This window comes from Marivita sp., from assembly GCF_017643905.1.
Lineage (GTDB): Bacteria > Pseudomonadota > Alphaproteobacteria > Rhodobacterales > Rhodobacteraceae > Marivita.
This window is the reverse complement of the sequence record NZ_JAEPMO010000001.1, coordinates 28,737-44,785: the sequence shown is the minus strand read 5'-3', so window position 1 is coordinate 44,785 and position 16,049 is coordinate 28,737. Positions and strand designations below refer to the sequence as shown.

General features: G+C 59.8%; 18 protein-coding genes. 10 read left to right on the top strand and 8 right to left on the bottom strand.

Features of this window, described 5'->3' with window-relative positions:
• Positions 1-135 precede the first annotated feature (135 nt).
• From JJ869_RS00260 to JJ869_RS00240, 5 genes are all read left to right on the top strand, one after another.
• Complete coding sequence (locus tag JJ869_RS00260; RefSeq protein WP_292263794.1) at positions 136-447, top strand: hypothetical protein; 312 nt, start codon at positions 136-138, stop codon at positions 445-447.
• 326 nt (positions 448-773) lie between these two features.
• Positions 774-1,490, top strand: coding sequence for a hypothetical protein (locus tag JJ869_RS00255; protein WP_292263791.1), 717 nt, complete (start codon positions 774-776; stop codon positions 1,488-1,490).
• Positions 1,491-1,603: 113 nt separating this feature from the next.
• Positions 1,604-2,413 (top strand): division plane positioning ATPase MipZ, encoded by an 810-nt coding sequence (locus JJ869_RS00250; RefSeq protein WP_292263789.1) that lies wholly within the window; start codon positions 1,604-1,606, stop codon positions 2,411-2,413.
• A 57-nt stretch (positions 2,414-2,470) separates the two neighbouring features.
• Complete coding sequence (locus JJ869_RS00245; protein ID WP_292263786.1) at positions 2,471-2,668, top strand: hypothetical protein; 198 nt, start codon at positions 2,471-2,473, stop codon at positions 2,666-2,668.
• Positions 2,669-2,718: 50 nt separating this feature from the next.
• Positions 2,719-3,495 carry an HpcH/HpaI aldolase/citrate lyase family protein gene (locus JJ869_RS00240; RefSeq protein WP_292263783.1) on the top strand — a complete coding sequence of 259 codons (777 nt, stop codon included), beginning with the start codon at positions 2,719-2,721 and terminating at the stop codon, positions 3,493-3,495.
• Between the two features lie 33 nt (positions 3,496-3,528).
• Here the strand turns inward: JJ869_RS00240 and JJ869_RS00235 are convergent, their stop codons facing one another.
• A complete protein-coding gene (locus JJ869_RS00235) occupies positions 3,529-4,746 on the bottom strand; it encodes a hypothetical protein (protein WP_292263780.1) in 1,218 nt (405 codons plus the stop codon).
• A gap of 240 nt (positions 4,747-4,986) precedes the next feature.
• On the opposite strand from JJ869_RS00235, the gene smc reads away from it, so the two are divergent.
• From smc to JJ869_RS00220, 3 genes are all read left to right on the top strand, one after another.
• On the top strand, positions 4,987-8,442 hold the full coding sequence (gene smc, locus JJ869_RS00230; protein WP_292263777.1) for a chromosome segregation protein SMC: 3,456 nt from the start codon (positions 4,987-4,989) through the stop codon (positions 8,440-8,442).
• Between the two features lie 42 nt (positions 8,443-8,484).
• Positions 8,485-8,841: a hypothetical protein gene (locus JJ869_RS00225; protein WP_292263774.1), complete on the top strand. Its 357-nt coding sequence runs from the start codon at positions 8,485-8,487 to the stop codon at positions 8,839-8,841.
• 203 nt (positions 8,842-9,044) lie between these two features.
• A complete protein-coding gene (locus JJ869_RS00220; protein WP_292263770.1) occupies positions 9,045-9,407 on the top strand; it encodes a response regulator in 363 nt (120 codons plus the stop codon).
• On the opposite strand, the gene JJ869_RS00215 is transcribed toward JJ869_RS00220, so the two are convergent.
• Positions 9,404-10,393 carry a glutathione S-transferase family protein gene (locus tag JJ869_RS00215; RefSeq protein ID WP_292263768.1) on the bottom strand — a complete coding sequence of 330 codons (990 nt, stop codon included), beginning with the start codon at positions 10,391-10,393 and terminating at the stop codon, positions 9,404-9,406. The genes JJ869_RS00220 and JJ869_RS00215 overlap by 4 nt on opposite strands.
• 370 nt (positions 10,394-10,763) lie before the next feature.
• On the opposite strand from JJ869_RS00215, the gene JJ869_RS00210 reads away from it, so the two are divergent.
• Both JJ869_RS00210 and JJ869_RS00205 read left to right on the top strand, forming a co-directional pair.
• Positions 10,764-12,254, top strand: coding sequence for a SulP family inorganic anion transporter (locus tag JJ869_RS00210; protein ID WP_292263763.1), 1,491 nt, complete (start codon positions 10,764-10,766; stop codon positions 12,252-12,254).
• An 11-nt stretch (positions 12,255-12,265) separates the two neighbouring features.
• Complete coding sequence (locus JJ869_RS00205; RefSeq protein ID WP_292263760.1) at positions 12,266-13,123, top strand: universal stress protein; 858 nt, start codon at positions 12,266-12,268, stop codon at positions 13,121-13,123.
• A 1-nt stretch (position 13,124) separates the two neighbouring features.
• On the opposite strand, the gene JJ869_RS00200 is transcribed toward JJ869_RS00205, so the two are convergent.
• Genes JJ869_RS00200 through def (JJ869_RS00175) form a run of 6 tightly spaced genes read right to left on the bottom strand, consistent with a single transcriptional unit; the run spans position 13,125 to position 16,040 of the window.
• Positions 13,125-13,358, bottom strand: coding sequence for a GlsB/YeaQ/YmgE family stress response membrane protein (locus JJ869_RS00200; protein WP_292263757.1), 234 nt, complete (start codon positions 13,356-13,358; stop codon positions 13,125-13,127).
• 3 nt (positions 13,359-13,361) lie between these two features.
• Entirely contained in the window at positions 13,362-13,616 is a 255-nt protein-coding gene (locus JJ869_RS00195) for a hypothetical protein (RefSeq protein ID WP_292263754.1), read from the bottom strand.
• 2 nt (positions 13,617-13,618) lie between these two features.
• Positions 13,619-14,530 (bottom strand): methionyl-tRNA formyltransferase, encoded by a 912-nt coding sequence (gene fmt / locus JJ869_RS00190; protein ID WP_292263751.1) that lies wholly within the window; start codon positions 14,528-14,530, stop codon positions 13,619-13,621.
• Between the two features lie 3 nt (positions 14,531-14,533).
• Entirely contained in the window at positions 14,534-15,031 is a 498-nt protein-coding gene (def, locus tag JJ869_RS00185; RefSeq protein WP_292263748.1) for a peptide deformylase, read from the bottom strand.
• Complete coding sequence (gene def, locus JJ869_RS00180; protein WP_292263745.1) at positions 15,028-15,525, bottom strand: peptide deformylase; 498 nt, start codon at positions 15,523-15,525, stop codon at positions 15,028-15,030. Before def (JJ869_RS00180) ends, def (JJ869_RS00185) begins: the two co-directional genes overlap by 4 nt.
• Positions 15,522-16,040 carry a peptide deformylase gene (gene def / locus JJ869_RS00175; RefSeq protein WP_292263742.1) on the bottom strand — a complete coding sequence of 173 codons (519 nt, stop codon included), beginning with the start codon at positions 16,038-16,040 and terminating at the stop codon, positions 15,522-15,524. The genes def (JJ869_RS00180) and def (JJ869_RS00175) overlap by 4 nt, the downstream gene beginning before the upstream one ends.
• Between the last annotated feature and the right edge of the window lie 9 nt (positions 16,041-16,049).

Sequence of the window (16,049 nt, the reverse complement as noted above, 5' to 3'; positions counted from 1 at the left end):
GCTTTTTGCGCCTTGCACAGCAAACAGGCGCGCGATGTGGTCCTTCAGGACCCATACGCATCTCGATGCTTTTGTATTCCGAACGGGTGATCTAGGTTTGCCGAACTGTTTGACCTCGTTTGAAGGAATTGCCGATTGCAGCTTGAGCCGATGATTGCAGCGCTCATCTTGTTCGGGCTCTCCACAGCCATCGGCATGTTCAACGTGGTCAAAATCATCACGATTTACGAAGCGAAACACGAACTCCGGCATGGGTCGGCGGGATGGATCAGGGCGATCTCGGGCTGGTCGCTGATTATCATCTGGGTTCTTGTGACGTGGTTCCTTTCGACCATTATCGGAGACTGGTACATCAGTGGCGATCTCGAAGGCGCGATGGAGCGGGCCGAACTGCGATTTTGGGTCATTTTGGAAATCATTTCGGCTGTGGCCGATTCAGATTCGTGATGGACCCGACACCCAGCCAATCTGACATCCTCTGTCAGAACTGTGGGGGTCAATGCGCCTTTGATCCCGCGCAACAAGACCTACTGTGTCAAAGCTGTGGCACCCTGTGGCCTTTGGCCAGCGAAGCAGATCAAGAGGCCGCACGGGAATTTCCCTTTGATCCAGACAAGCCGCAATTGGAGCCACCAAGCTTGCTTGGGGACCACATCCATCAATGCGAGACATGCGGCGGAGAGGTCGTGTTTACAGGCCCGGCCTTGTCGGAGCGGTGCCCCTATTGTGACGGTCCTGTTGTCCTGACCTCAGAGGACAAAGCCTACCAGACAATGGCCCTTATCCCATTCCGGGTCGATGGCTCTTTTGCCGAAAAGTCTGTGACCGACTGGACGCGACGTCGCATCGCGGCGCCAAGCGATCTTGATGAGGTGATCGCCAAAGGCCGAGTTGCCGGGCTTTACGTTCCGTTTTGGACATTCGACTCAAAGGAAGCGATTGAATACTGGGCCAGCTACAAGACCGGTTCCGGAAAGAACAAACGGACGAAGCGCGTTTCTGGGAACATGACCATTCACTTTGACGATCTTTTGGTTCCAGCATCGCAACATGTCACTCCGCTGATCCGGGACGGAATTTTGCACGATTTCCAACCCGGTTACCTGCGCCCCTACAAGGCCGGCTACCTCGCTGGCTTTGCAGCAGAGCGGCACCATTGGACGGTCGCCAAGGGGTTGAGCATGAACGCGCAGGACAAGGACCTCCTGATCCGCAACAGAATCAAGAAGCATGTCGGGAAATCCGGAACGCGGGTCGATCGGTACAGGACGGACACGACTGGCATTCACTACCGGCGCATTCTGCTACCGGTCTGGATTTTGCATTACAGCTATCAGGGCACTGCGAAGAAGGTCGTGGTGTCCGGAATTGACGGGCGTACCTTCGGGGAGCGTCCGTTCTCACCATGGAAGCTGGCAGGTTATTCAGCGATTCTGACAATTTTGACGATGGCGTTGGGATTGGTCTGGGGCGCCACTGGCATCCTGTGAATGTGAGTCGCGCATGCACCGTTCCGCAACGGATTGCGTCGATTCACGTATCTGGCGTTGCAACCGGAAGCGTCTATGCGCATAGCTGATCAAAAGCATGCAAGAGCAGAAACATGGCGCATATCATTGTTGTCGGAAACGAAAAGGGCGGTGCTGGGAAATCCACCGTGTCGATGCATGTTGCAACGGCGTTGGCACGGATGGGTCACAAGATCGGTGCCCTGGACCTTGACCTTCGCCAGAAGACCATGGGCCGCTACATCGCCAATCGTTTGAAAACGCTTGAAGGCGAAGACCTGGATCTGCCCACACCACGTTATATCGAGCTGCCTGAGATTGACCCCGACACGCTGCAACCGGGCGAAAACATCTACGATCATCGCCTCTCCGCCGCCGTGGCCGAACTGGAGCCAGGCAGCGATTTCATCCTGATCGACTGCCCCGGGTCGCACACGCGGCTCAGCCAGGTCGCACACTCGCTGGCTGACACGCTGATCACGCCGCTGAATGACAGTTTCGTGGATTTCGATTTGCTGGCCCATACCGACGCAACCGGCGAAAAGATCGAAGGCCCCTCGGTCTATTCCGAAATGGTCTGGAACGCCCGTCAGCTTCGCGCGCAAGCCGGTCTGCCCCCGATCGACTGGGTCGTCCTGCGCAACCGTCTTGGGGCACAACAGATGGTCAATAAGGCGAAGATGGAAAAGGCGCTGGAGCGACTGTCCAAGCGCATCGGATTTCGCGTGGCACCGGGGTTCAATGAACGGGTCATCTTCCGCGAACTCTTTCCTCGAGGCATGACCCTGCTTGATCTCAAGGATGTTGGGGTGAAGCAGCTCAACATCTCAAACATCGCGGCACGGCAGGAATTGCGCGACCTGATCAAATCGCTGAATCTGCCCGGCGTGTCTGTCACGTTCTAGGGCACTGGCCGCCCGAGCCGCGCCGCCTACCATTGACCAAAGCATCAGGAGCGGCGTGTGACCGGACCCACAAGAAACGAGCTTTGGTTTCGTCTGATCTTCAGCCTTTGTGGCCTGACGCTGCTGGCGGTGACGGTGATGGTGCGCGGCATTTCGAATTCCGCCGCTCTGGTCGAGGTTGTGGGAATCGCGGGTGCGTTCTTTGGCGGGACCGCGATCTGGTCCGCGCTCAAACTGGCACGCCAGCGCGACTGACTTGCCTTACCCATGGCGCAGCTGTCAGATCGCCGAAAAAGGACACACCCATGCCTGCCCCATACAACAAATTCAAAGCCGCTTTGACATCGGACACCCCAACACTTGGCCTTTGGCTGGCCATGGGCACAGGCTACGCGGCCGAAATCGCGGCCTCTGCCGGGTTCGACTGGCTTCTGATCGACGGCGAACACACGCCCAATGATCTGGTGACAATCCATGAGCAACTGATGGCCCTTTCCGGGCACAATGTGTCCCCGGTAGTCCGCATCCCGCACAACGACGCGGCACTGATCAAGCAAGTGCTCGACCTTGGCGCGCAGTCGCTGCTGTGCCCGATGGTCAATTCCGCAGAAGAAGCCCGCGCAATCGTCGCCGCAACACGCTATCCGCCGCGCGGCATCCGCGGTGTTGGGCATATGCTGGGACGGGCGTCGGCGTTCAACGGTGTCCCGGATTATTTGGACACGGCTGAAAAGCAGATTTGCATCATCGTTCAGGCTGAAAGCGTCGCGGCGATGGACGCACTCGAAGAGATCTGCGCGGTCGACGGCGTGGATGGCGTGTTCATCGGCCCGGCAGACCTTTGTGCCGATATGGGTCTCTTGCCCAATATCACCCACCCAGATGTCCGTGCGGCCGTACAGGACGGCCTGCGCCGCATCCGTGCCGCAGGCAAAGCGGCGGGTATCATAGATGGCGACCCGGCGCTTATTCAGCAGGACATCGACGCAGGCGCAAATTTCGTGGCACTTGGAGCGGATGTGCTCTTGCTCGCCGATGCCATGCGCGGGCTTGTCACAACGTGGAAAGCCCGGACCACCTGATCCGGGCTTTCGCGGTTTTTCTGTGTGCCGGGTTTATTCAGCAGGAACTGCATTGGCAGCGATGACCCTGCGCGCAAAGTGCTGACGGTTGAGGCGCAGAACCAAAGCGATCGCGACGATCTGCGCCACGATGGCAATGCCCGTCACACTCCAATAGGCCACACCAAACTTCTCGATTGCACCAGCCGCGACAAGACCCTTGTTCACGAAGAAGTGGAGCATGACCGAAAGCGCAACCGCCGGGCAGACCAGAGCGTAAGAGCCCGGCGAGGTCTTGCTGCCCATGACGAAGTCACTGAAATATCCCTGACGCATCATGACAACCGCACCCAGAAGCAGGAACACGATCTGGATGGACAGCAGCCGTGCGAGGAAGATCATGGTCTCGCCCGGTTGTGCATGGGTGTCAAAAGCGACGTGCAAACCGTGGCTCTGACGCAGGAAGAGGATGCCCAGAACGGTGACAATCGGCACGATGATCATCAGGGTCGGGCCGGATTCCCGCGCCGTCCCGTGCTGAAGCATCGACGCAAAGGCTGTGGTCGCGGCAATCACGGTGTAGAGGATCGCAGCCACACCAAAGAAGGTCGACAGCATCAGGGCAACGGCGACCGTGGTGGCGGACGTGCTCATCGCGGCAGGGGCGGCGAAACCGACGCCGACCATGGCAATGCTGAAGGCAGGCAGAAGCTGCGCAAACGAGTTATGCGCGGTCACATCGAACACGCCGCCTTTGGACAGGACGCGTCCCAAGAACGCGCCGATCATGCGGAGGGCCAGCACGCCGATCGCGGCAAAGGCGATCAGCGCCATTGGGAAGAGGTATTCCACCACGCTCCAAAGCTGCGGCACGAAGACGAGACCCACGATGAACATCGCGTTCACGCTCATCGCAAGCGCAAGCGGCATCGCGAGAAGCGTGGCCTCGGCGTTGGTTTCGCGCAGCTTTGTGTAGGCATCGGTTTTCTTGAACGCCGACAGGGATTGCAGATTCCAGATCAGTGATTTGATGTTGAGAAAGGCAAAGACGGCAATCCCGATCAATGCGGCCGCAATGGCGACCTGCATGGGCGCACCGCCCTTGGCAAATGCAGCAGCGATGTCTTCGAAGACAGGCACCGGCTGCCCCGGATGCGGCACCCAGAACATCAGGAACATGAAGAACGTGACCGCGATCCCGCCCGCGCCAAGCGAGGCCAGAAAGTAGATTGGCGAATAGGTGTCAGCGGGTCTGGATACGGAATGGTCCATGGCGAGTCTCCTTATATTCGGATTTCGGAATACATATACATTCAAAAATCAGAATGTAAAGATCTGCCTGCATTGCTCGTTTGAAAAGCAGCACCGGACCTCCGGAAAATACCTTAACAAGACCGCAATATCTTGTGGATAAGCCGCACCAAGTTACCACATGCGGAACCAAATCGTTGACTCCGCGCCAAACCCCGCGACACACTGTCCCTCACATCGGGAATCAGGCAGGCTTTACAGGTGCGCTTTTCCAAACTCCGTTTGACGGGCTTCAAAAGCTTCGTTGACCCCACCGATCTGATCATCGCGGATGGTCTGACCGGCGTTGTGGGTCCGAACGGCTGTGGAAAATCCAACCTTCTCGAAGCGCTGCGCTGGGTGATGGGGGAAAACCGCCCCACCGCGATGCGCGGCGGCGGTATGGAAGACGTGATCTTCGCAGGTGCCGCCACGCGTCCGGCGCGCAACTTTGCCGAAGTGTCGATCCAGATCGAAAACAGCGACCGCCTGGCGCCTGCTGGCTTCAACGATCAAGACCAGATCGACATCGTCCGTCGTATCACCCGCGACGTGGGCAGCGCCTACAAGGTCAACGGCAAGGACGTCCGCGCGCGCGACGTTCAGATGCTGTTCGCCGATGCCTCAACCGGGGCGCATTCCCCCGCGCTGGTGCGGCAGGGCCAGATCAGCGAGCTGATCAACGCCAAGCCGAAGAACCGCCGCCGCATTCTTGAGGAAGCAGCAGGGATTTCCGGCCTCTACCAGCGTCGGCACGAGGCGGAACTGAAGCTCAAGAACACCGAAGCGAACCTGCTGCGTGTCGATGACGTGATCGAACAACTTGCAGCGCAGCTTGCACAACTGGCGCGACAGGCCCGTCAGGCGGCGCGGTATCGCGCCATCGGCGAAGAACTGCGCCATGCCGAAGGTCTGCTGCTGTACCGCCGTTGGAAAGACGCAGACACCGCCCGCGCCGAGGCAGACGCGCAGCTGCGCGAACGCACCACCGAGGCGGCAAAGGCGGAGTCCGCCGCGCGCGAAGCCACCAAGGCGCGCGAAGCTGCAGATGCCGCCCTGCCCCCCCTGCGCGAGGAGGCGGCTATAGCAGCGGCGATTGTGCAGCGGCTGACTCTCCAGCGGGACACGCTGACCGAGCAGGAACGCCGCGCCGCGGAAACCATTGAAACCCTGACCCGCCGCATCGACCAGATGACCAAGGACATGGAGCGCGAAAGCGGGCTCAACCGCGACGCGGGCGAGACCATCCAGCAACTGGAATGGGAAGCGCGCGAACTGGCCAAGGCAGCCGATGGGCATGACGATAAACTCGCGGCAGCCATCGCAGCGGCACAGGAGGCGGGCGCAGTCCTGCAAGCCCGAGAGTCTGATCTGAGCCAGAAGACCGAAGATGTCGCCCGCCTTGCCGCGCGGCACCAATCGGCGCACCGGCTTCTGTCCGACAGCCAGAAAACGCTCGACCGGAACGAAGCGGATGCGGCCCGCGCGCGTGACGCAATGGCGGCGGCCAAACAATCCCTGGCCGACGCAAAAACCGCGGCGTTGGCGGCGGACAAGGAACAGGTCGCCGCGCGCGATCTGGCCGACCGAGCGGATCAGGTTCTGACAGAGGCCGAAGCGGCCCGCGCCGAAACCCAGTCGCGCGAAGCTGATGCCCGCGCCGAACGGTCCGAAGCCGAAGGCGAGATGAACGCGCTGAGTGCGGAAACCACCGCTCTGGCACGACTGCTTGATCGGGACACTGCCGAGGGTGGTCAGATCCTCGACCGGCTTCATGTGGAACAAGGGTTCGAAAAAGCGTTGGGTGCGGCGCTGGCAGACGATCTGCGCGCGCCCGAGGTCGAAGGCGACGGCCCCACGGGTTGGACAGCACTGCCGCGCTACGACACCGACCAGCCTTTGCCCGAGGGGATCACACCACTCACCAACCACGTGTCAGTGCCAGAGGTGCTGGAACGGCGCATGGCCCAGATCGGCCTTGCGGACCCCGAAGATGCCGCGCGGCTGCAACCATTGCTGAAACCCGGCCAGCGTCTGGTCAGCCTTGAAGGCGATCTCTGGCGCTGGGACGGGTATCGGGCATGGGCCGAAGATGCCCCGTCAGCCGCCGCATTGCGTCTGGAGCAGTTGAACCGGCTTGAGGCGCTGAAACAGGAAACCGCCCTTGCCTCGGCCCGTGTCGATGGCGCGCGCGCCGCGCATGAAAGCTTGACCCAGCGCTTAGCAGATCTGGCGATGGCCGAAAAAGCTGCGCGGCAAGCGCGGCGGGATGCCGATGCAGCTGTGACCGAAGCGGCGCGGAAACTGAGCCGTGCCGAGGCCGACCGCGATATGGCTGAAGGCAAGCTGGAAAGCCTCTCCATGGCCGTGACGCGCCACGAGGAAGAGGCCACTCGTGCGCGCGCGCAACTGGTCGAGGCACAGCGTGCCGTGGCGGATCTGGAAGACCTCGACTCCGCCCGCGCCGAGGTTGAAGACCTCAAGATGACGGTGGAAGCGGCCCGCATGACCATGATGTCGCGCCGGTCAGCTCAGGACGAGCTGCGCCGCGAAGGCGATGCCCGCAAGGCCCGGTCGCAACAGGTCACGAAAGAGCTGAGCGGCTGGCGGCACCGTCTGGACACCGCCGAAAAGCGCAGCGCGGAACTGGCGGACCGGCGGTCGGCTGCACAGACGGAACTGGAAAAGGCGTCCGGTCTTCCGGGTGAACTGGCCGCCCAGCGCGAAACGCTGGGCCATGAAATCACGCAAGCCGAAGCCCGCAAAGCGGCGGCGGATGATACGCTGTCCAGCGGAGAAGCAACGCTGCGCAACGCCGATCAGGCCGAACGCGAAGCCGAACGGAAAGCGTCTGAGGCCCGCGAAGCGCGTGCCCGATCAGAAGCCCGTGCCGAAGCCGCCCGCGACGCGGTCAACGCGGCGGCCGAACGGATCGCCGAAGAGCAGGATACCAGCCCAACCAACCTGTTGCAGAAGCTGGGCGCAGACCCCGACAACCTGCCCCGTGCAGAGGCCATTGATGCCGATGTGAACCGCCTCAAGCGGCAACGCGACGCCTTGGGTGCCGTCAACCTGCGTGCCGAGGAAGACGCGCGCGAAGTACAGGAAGAACATGATCACCTTCTGGCGGAAAAGACCGATCTGGAAGAAGCAATCAAGACATTGCGGTCCGGCATTGCCAGCCTCAACCGCGAAGGGCGCGAACGCCTTTTGACTGCGTTCGAACAGGTGAACAGCAATTTCACTCTGCTCTTCACCCATCTCTTCGGCGGTGGCGAGGCGAACCTTGTCATGGTCGAAAGCGACGACCCGCTGGATGCCGGGCTTGAAATCATGTGCCAACCGCCGGGTAAGAAACTGTCGACGCTGTCGCTTCTGTCGGGTGGGGAACAGACGCTGACCGCGTTGGCGCTGATCTTTGCAGTCTTCCTCGCCAACCCTGCGCCGATCTGTGTGCTCGACGAGGTGGACGCGCCGTTGGACGATGCAAACGTGACACGCTTCTGCGACCTTCTCGATGAAATGTGCCGCCGGACGGACACTCGGTTCCTGATCATCACGCACCATGCCGTCACGATGGCACGCATGGATCGTCTGTTTGGTGTGACGATGCAGGAACAGGGCGTCAGCCAGCTTGTCTCTGTCGATCTCAAGAAAGCCGAACGACTGGTCGCGTAAACGTGTCTCCGGCGTTTGCATGATTACGCTTAAGCTTGCCGCATGATCAGATGTACCGTTGCTTTCATACTTGTGCCCGCTGTCGTTTTTGCCCAGCAATGGGTGCCCCGTGAAGGCGACGAGTTGTTTGATCAGACCAGCCTGGAGCTGCGGCTGAGAGGCGCGACCATCACCTTTTTCGACGATGGTCAGTCCAGGTTCTTCGAGGACGGGCGCTACACCTACACCTATGCGAACGACGGCGGCACCGGGTACGGGTATTTCACAGTCATGCAGGACAGCACGATCTGCATCGAGTTCGTCACCGGATTTTCACGCTGCGATCTGTATGTCACTGACGATCAGGGCCGTTTGATTGTCATCACTGCGTCAGGAGATCGTTTCCCAACGCGCCCCTGATCAAGTAGTACACACCAGAAAGCCCTTGAAAAACCAGCCGTTTTCGAAATTAGTAACAGAACGGGGGATCATCCCGGTCGGCCAAGTTTCGCTCAATTTAACGTTCTGATCACTTTCCTTACACTGACATTAACCGTTTGTTATCTACTGACGGCGGACCCTGTCCGTGACGCGACGCAAGAATTTGAAAGACGCCTCGACGAATGAATGTGCTGATCGTTCAAAACGACGCCAAACTTGGCCGCATCTGGCAACGCCATTTGCAGCGTCAGAGTCATGTTGTGGATGTCGCGCTGGATCAGGACAGCGCCATCGACAGGCTGCACGAACAGTTCTATTCGATCATCATCCTCGACGTTGTGCTGGAAGGCGGCAGCGCCATCGCCGTCGCAGATTACGCGAGCTATCGTCATCCGGACGCCCGCGTGATCTTTGTCACCAATACGAGCTTTTTCTCGGACGGCTCCATCTTCCAGCTTTGCTCGAACGCCTGCGCATTTGTGCCCAGCGCCACCCAGCCCGAAGACTTGGCGGCGATGGTCGAGCATTACGCGAAAACAGCCTAAGCGGCAGCCAGATGGTCACGCCCATGCGGCTCGTCGAAATCGAGAACCGGATTTATCGGGATGATTCGGTAAGGATTGATGGTTTCGTGGCTGTAATGGTAGTGCCGCACGATGTGATCAAGGTTGACGGTCTCGGCAACGCCCGGCTGTTGATAAAGCTCGCGCGTGTAGGCCCAAAGGTTGGGATAATCGATGATCCGGCGTCGGTTGCATTTGAAATGCAGGTGGTAGACCGAATCGAACCGCACCAAGGTGGTGAACAGCCGCCAATCTGCTTCGGTGATCCGGTCGCCGACGAGGTATCGCTGCTGTGAGAGCCGGTCCTCAAGCCAGTCAAGACTGTCGAACAGAGGCACCACAGCCGCGTCATAGGCCTCTTGCGTGGTCGCGAAACCGGATTTGTAGACGCCATTGTTGACGGTGTCATAGACGCGCTCATTGACCGCTTCGATCTCGTCGCGCAAAGCCACTGGCCAGAAATCCTGCGTGTCACCCGTCAGGCCATCGAACGCCGAATTCAGCATGCGGATGATCTCCGAACTCTCATTCGACACAACGATCTCGCGCTGGGTGTCCCACAGGATCGGAACCGTCACGCGCCCCGATGCTTTTGGATCAGCCTTGAGATAGATGTCCCGGGCGAAGGGCAACCCGTAAAGCGTATCCCCGGTCGCACCGGGAAAATCGGGATCAAACGTCCAGCCATCTGACAACATGTCAGGATGGACGACCGATACGCCTATATGATCCGTCAGTCCCTTGATCGCACGGAAGATGAGCGTGCGATGGGCCCATGGGCAGGCAAGGCTGACGTAGAGATGATAACGCCCCGCCTCGGCCTTGAAACCGCTTTCGCCCGTGGGGCCTGCGCTGCCATCCGCGGTGATCCAGTTGCGATAGCGAGAGGTGGTGCGCTTGAACGCGCCACCCGTGCTTTCGGTGTCGTACCATTGGTCTTTCCAGACTCCGTCAACCAGATGTCCCATTTCGTGCTCCTCTTGTCTCTGTCAGACCAACACCTAGACCTCTGCACAGTTTCACAAAACACCTAGGTTCGCGCAGAATGTCATTGATATCCGCACAGACAAGCCTCGCGCCACCCCAAAACCGCCGCCAAAGGGCTCACGTTCTTCGTGTGCCCGCTTTGCACGCATGAGACCGGACATACTCCGATAGAAGACAAGTTGAGCGCCGTTCAACTTGGCATCCTGGCCATGGCGGGGTAAGGGGACCCCGACGATAGTCGGGTGACACCCTTCGCTGGCCAGTCTGGTCGGTTTTTCGCTGGAACCCCATCAACTTGACGACACCGACAAAGACCGCGCATCCATCCGCGGCCTATGGGCGAATTCTTCCATGATCTCTCTTGCACAGTACAAACGACAATGGACCCACAACATTCGCGGCGATCTGCTGTCTGGGTTGGTGGTAGCTCTTGCGTTGATCCCCGAAGCGATCGCGTTCTCGATCATTGCCGGGGTCGACCCCAAGGTCGGCCTGTATGCGTCCTTCTCGATTGCGGTGATCACGGCCATCACAGGGGGCCGGCCAGGCATGATTTCGGCGGCCACTGCGGCAACTGCCGTTCTCATGGTCACGCTGGTCAAGGACCACGGGCTGCAATACCTGCTTGCGGCAACAGTGCTTGCGGGTCTCCTGCAGATCGGCGCAGGACTGCTGAGGCTCGGCTATGTGATGCGCTTCGTGTCGAAATCCGTGATGACCGGCTTTGTCAACGCGCTGGCGATCCTGATCTTCATGGCGCAATTGCCCGAACTCGATCCAAGCCGCGTGCCGATGCTGACCTATGCACTTGTAGCATCGGGTCTGTTAATCATCTACCTCTTTCCCATGGTGACCAAAGCAGTCCCGTCGCCACTGGTCACCATCATCGTGCTGACCGCCGTGGTGGTCTTCATGGGGTGGGATGTGCGCACCGTGGGCGATATGGGCGAACTGCCCGACACGCTGCCGGTGTTCCTCATTCCGGACATTCCGCTGACATTCGAGACCCTGCAGATCATCTTCCCCTATTCGGTTGCGGTGGCCGTGGTTGGACTGCTGGAAAGCCTGATGACCCAGCAGATCGTCGATGACCTCACCGACACCACGTCCAACCGCAATCAGGAATGCATCGGTCAGGGCCTCGCCAATTCGGCCACCGGGTTTATCGGAGGCATGGCAGGCTGCGCCATGATCGGGCAGTCGATCATCAACGTGAAATCCGGCGGACGTGGGCGATTGTCGAGCTTCGTGGCCGGTCTCTTCCTGCTGATCCTTGTCGTAGCTCTCGGCGATATCGTGGCGATCATCCCGATGGCAGCGCTTGTTGCGATCATGATCATGGTGTCCATCGGCACCTTCTCGTGGTCGTCGATCAAGAACCTGCGCGATCACCCACGCTCGTCCTCCATCGTGATGCTGGCGACCGTGTTTTTCGTGATCTACACCCACAACCTCGCCATTGGCGTGTTGGTCGGTGTGCTGCTCTCGGGCATCTTCTTTGCCTGGAAGATCTCGCAACTTTTCCGCGTGCGCTCCACGATCACGCCGGACGGCGAACACCGTACCTATACCATCGAGGGCCAATTGTTCTTCGCCTCGTCCGAGGATTTCATGAAAGCCTTCGATTTCCGCGAAGCCCCCGCCCGCGTGACCATCGACCTCAGCCGCGCGCATATCTGGGACATCTCGTCGGTTGCCGCGCTTGACATGGCCGTTCTCAAGTTCCGCCGCGAAGGTGCGGAGGTCGAGCTGATTGGCCTGAATAAGGCGTCCGAAACCATCGTCGACAGGCTTGCCATTTATGACAAGCCCGGCGCGATGGATGAACTGCTGGGCCACTAGGGAGAAAGACCATGACCACGAACACCCTCATCGCCCTTGTGGACGCCTCCGCTTATGCCGAAAGCGTCTGCCATCACGCAGCTTGGATCGCCGGGCGCACCGACTGGAAGGTCAAGGTCTATCATGTCATGGGCCGCCGCGACGCAGTTGAAAAGCAGGACCTTTCCGGCGCGATCCGTCTTGGTGCCCGGTCCGCGCTTTTGGAGCAACTGACCGAACTTGACACCGCCCGCGCCAAGCTGGCCCATGAACACGGGCGTGCCATTCTTGAAGACGCCAAGGCGATCATCACCCAAGGGGCGGACATCACCGTTGAAACCCGTCTTCGTCAGGGAGATCTGGTTGAAACCGTGACCGCCAAGGAAGAAACCGGCGACATGATCGTCATCGGCAAACGTGGCGAAGCTGCTGGACTGGCGATGGAGCATCTGGGCTCCAACCTCGAACGCATCGTCCGGGCGAGCCACAAGCCTGTATTCATTGCCAACCGCGCGTTCAAGCCGATCACATCCGTGCTGGTTGCCTTTGACGGTGGCCCGTCATCGCTCAAGGCGGTCGATTATATTGCGCGCAGCCCGATGTTCGCGGGGCTTTCCGTCACATTGGTTTTTGCGGGAAAAGAAACTCCTGCCATCCAGAAATCGCTGTCAGATGCTGCCGCCACCCTCAAGGCAGGCGGGTTCGACGCCAAGACACTTGTCCAAAGTGGAGAGCCGGAAAAAGTGCTGGCGCAGATTACCTCGACCGGGGCGCAAGACCTGCTGGTGATGGGCGCTTATGGTCACAGCCGGGTGCGCAGCTTCATCATCGGGTCCACGACAACCGAGATGATCCGCTCGTGCAAGGTACCCGTTCTGATCATGCGCTAGATCAAGATCGCAGTTTCTGCACGATCCAGATCACGATCATCGCGCCAAGGATTGCACCGACAAACCCCGCAACCGCACCAGTGGCGGCCAGCAGGAACCGGATCACCATTCCACCGATCAGCGCCCCTGCCACGCCTACCATCACCGTGGCAAGCGTGCTCATCTCAACTCGCATGACCCGTGTGGCCAGAAATCCGGCCGCTGCCCCGATGATCAAGAGAAAAAGGATGTGCATCGCTTACCTCCGACGCCGGTCACGCACGGAGCTGCGCCAATGGGTCGGCACGATGATCAACGCGCCGAGTGACGAGATGATCGCATTCAAACCGGGCGAACCGAAGCCGAACATGATCCGCACGAAATAGGCAAGGAATGCGCCACCGACGCAGATTATGATGCTCTGGATGATGCCGTTGTTGGTAAACCCGGTTTTCTCAGAGATATATCCCACGATCCCTGCGATCACGACCGTGCCCATCAAGATCATGAACATCCCTACTCTCCCAAACGGGTTCCCTTGGGAACCGCCATACCCCGCAGGAACGTATCGCTGTCCTGCACGCCTTTGCCTGCGCGTTGTGCACGGGTGATGGTAACCGCTCCTGTTCCACACGCAATGGTCAAGGCATCGTCAAGCGCAGTTCCGGCAGGGCCGCTTGCATCGGCCAACCGGCTGCCAAGACATTTTACGCGCTCTGCTCCGATCATCGTCCAGGCCCCCGGAAACGGAGACAGGCCCCGGATCTGGCGGTCGACCTCAACGGCGGGACTGGCCCAGTCAATCTGCGCTTCGGCCTTGTCGATCTTTTGCGCGTAGGTCACGCCAGTCTCCGGCTGGACCTCTGGCGTCAGAGCGTCGATCTGCTGCACTGCCTGTACAATCCGGTCAGCGCCCATCTTGCTCAGACGGTCATGCAGTTCGCCCGTGGTTTCGGTCGCGCCAATCGAGGTCGATTCGCGCAACAGCACTGGCCCCGTATCAAGCCCCGCCTCCATCTGCATGATGCAGATCCCTGTCTCGGAATCTCCGGCCATGATCGCGCGATGGATCGGCGCGGCCCCCCGCCAGCGCGGCAGAAGCGAGGCGTGGATATTCAAACAGCCATGTTTAGGCGCGTCCAGAACCGCTTGCGGCAGGATCAGACCGTAGGCCACCACAACAGCGATGTCTGCGTTCAACGCCGCAAAGTCCTGCTGTGCTTCAACGTTTCGGAGCGTCGTCGGATGCCGAACCTCTAACCCAAGCTCCTCGGCACGCGCGTGCACAGGTGTAGGGCGGTCCTTTTTGCCCCGACCCGCAGGACGTGGCGGCTGGCAATAGACAGCGGCGATCTCGTGCCCGGCCTCGACCAATGCGTCGAGCACCGGAACCGAGAAGTCGGGCGTCCCCATGAAGATGATCCGCATGCCCTAGCCCTTCAGCTTTTTGGCCCGCCGCAAAAGGATGTCGCGCTTGGTCTTGCTCAGATGGTCGAAATACATCTTGCCGTTCAGGTGGTCGATCTGGTGCTGGACCGACGTGGCCCAGAGGCCAACGAAATCCTGCTCGTGAACCGTACCGTCTGCCCCCATGAACCTTACGGTTACGGCACGCGGGCGTTCGATCTTGGCAAAGACGCCGGGCATGTTCGGGCTCGCCTCTTCATGCGACCGAAGCTGGACTGAGGCGTGCAGGATTTCCGGATTCGCCATCCTTACCACCCGCCCCCGGTCATCGGAGGCATCAACAACGGCCAACCGTTTCAGGATACCGATCTGGTTCGCTGCGAGTCCGACACCGGGCATGGCCTCCATCGTGTCGATCATGTCCTCCCAGATCGCGCGAATCTCGTCGGTGATCTCTTCCACCGGCTCAGCGGGTGTGCGCAGGCACTTGTGCGGCCACGGCAGGCAAAGACGCGTGGTCATGCAAGCGCCGCATATCTGGCTTCGACCTGCGCCCGCATCTGGGGTGCAAGGCGGTCAAAGATCACGACGCCATTCAGATGATCCAGTTCATGCTGCGCACAGGTCGCCGCAAATCCCGTGAGCCGCGTTTCATGCCGGAGACCAGCCAGATCGGTGTAACCGAGCGTGATATCAGTAGGGCGCGTTACTTCAGCTGAAACACCGGGAATAGAGAGACAGGCCTCCGTCGCTTGGGCTGTGTCATCGCTAGCCGCATGGATTTCCGGATTGATGCACACGAAAGGGCTGCGGTCACCGTCTTTCCACGTCGGGTCCATCACGAACACACGTTGCATCACACCGATCTGCGGCGCCGCAAGCCCCCGCCCCGGTGCGTCGTACATCGTCTCGAACATATCCCGGACAAGATCGGCCAGCCCGGTCAGATTTTCAACCGGCGCGCAGACCTTGGACAGTCGGGGATCAGGCCATTTGACAATGGGCCGCACAGTCATGCGCGCGCCTGCTCTCGCTTGAGCTTGACCATCTTGCGCGTGATCATCTGGCGTCTGAGCGGCTTCAGGTAGTCGATGAACAGCTTGCCGTTCAAATGGTCGATCTCGTGTTGAACACACGTCGCCCAAAGTCCGTCGAACTCTTCTTCCCTCGGGTTTCCCTTTTCGTCGATCCAAGCCACCTTGACCGCTTCGGGGCGGGTCACGTCGGCGAATTGATCCGGAATGGACAGACAGCCTTCCTCGTAGACGTTCAAATCATCAGAAGACGCAAGAATCTCGGGGTTGAACATGATCAGAGGACGCGGCGTCGACTCCTCGTCTTTGATGCAATCGAGCACGATCAGGCGCGACAACACGCCCACCTGCGGCGCGGCCAAACCAATGCCCGGCGCGTCATACATGGTTTCCAGCATGTCCTTGGCCAGCGTGCGCAAATCGTCCGACAAATCGGGCACAGTGTCACAGACCTTTTTCAGACGCGGGTCCGGGTGGATGAGGATCGGCAATTTCATAGCAGTGAT

Excerpts from the sequence above, each read along its gene's own strand:
- JJ869_RS00210 (WP_292263763.1), top strand. The coding sequence starts at position 10,764 with ATGATCTCTCTTGCACAGTACAAACGACAATGGACCCACAACATTCGC.
- JJ869_RS00195 (WP_292263754.1), bottom strand. The coding sequence starts at position 13,616 with ATGTTCATGATCTTGATGGGCACGGTCGTGATCGCAGGGATCGTGGGA.
- JJ869_RS00235 (WP_292263780.1), bottom strand. The coding sequence starts at position 4,746 with ATGGACCATTCCGTATCCAGACCCGCTGACACCTATTCGCCAATCTAC.
- JJ869_RS00205 (WP_292263760.1), top strand. The coding sequence starts at position 12,266 with ATGACCACGAACACCCTCATCGCCCTTGTGGACGCCTCCGCTTATGCC.
- JJ869_RS00220 (WP_292263770.1), top strand. The coding sequence starts at position 9,045 with ATGAATGTGCTGATCGTTCAAAACGACGCCAAACTTGGCCGCATCTGG.
- def (WP_292263745.1), bottom strand. The coding sequence starts at position 15,525 with ATGACTGTGCGGCCCATTGTCAAATGGCCTGATCCCCGACTGTCCAAG.
- JJ869_RS00215 (WP_292263768.1), bottom strand. The coding sequence starts at position 10,393 with ATGGGACATCTGGTTGACGGAGTCTGGAAAGACCAATGGTACGACACC.
- JJ869_RS00240 (WP_292263783.1), top strand. The coding sequence starts at position 2,719 with ATGCCTGCCCCATACAACAAATTCAAAGCCGCTTTGACATCGGACACC.
- def (WP_292263748.1), bottom strand. The coding sequence starts at position 15,031 with ATGACCACGCGTCTTTGCCTGCCGTGGCCGCACAAGTGCCTGCGCACA.
- JJ869_RS00200 (WP_292263757.1), bottom strand. The coding sequence starts at position 13,358 with ATGCACATCCTTTTTCTCTTGATCATCGGGGCAGCGGCCGGATTTCTG.
- JJ869_RS00250 (WP_292263789.1), top strand. The coding sequence starts at position 1,604 with ATGGCGCATATCATTGTTGTCGGAAACGAAAAGGGCGGTGCTGGGAAA.
- JJ869_RS00255 (WP_292263791.1), top strand. The coding sequence starts at position 774 with ATGGCCCTTATCCCATTCCGGGTCGATGGCTCTTTTGCCGAAAAGTCT.
- def (WP_292263742.1), bottom strand. The coding sequence starts at position 16,040 with ATGAAATTGCCGATCCTCATCCACCCGGACCCGCGTCTGAAAAAGGTC.
- JJ869_RS00225 (WP_292263774.1), top strand. The coding sequence starts at position 8,485 with ATGATCAGATGTACCGTTGCTTTCATACTTGTGCCCGCTGTCGTTTTT.
- fmt (WP_292263751.1), bottom strand. The coding sequence starts at position 14,530 with ATGCGGATCATCTTCATGGGGACGCCCGACTTCTCGGTTCCGGTGCTC.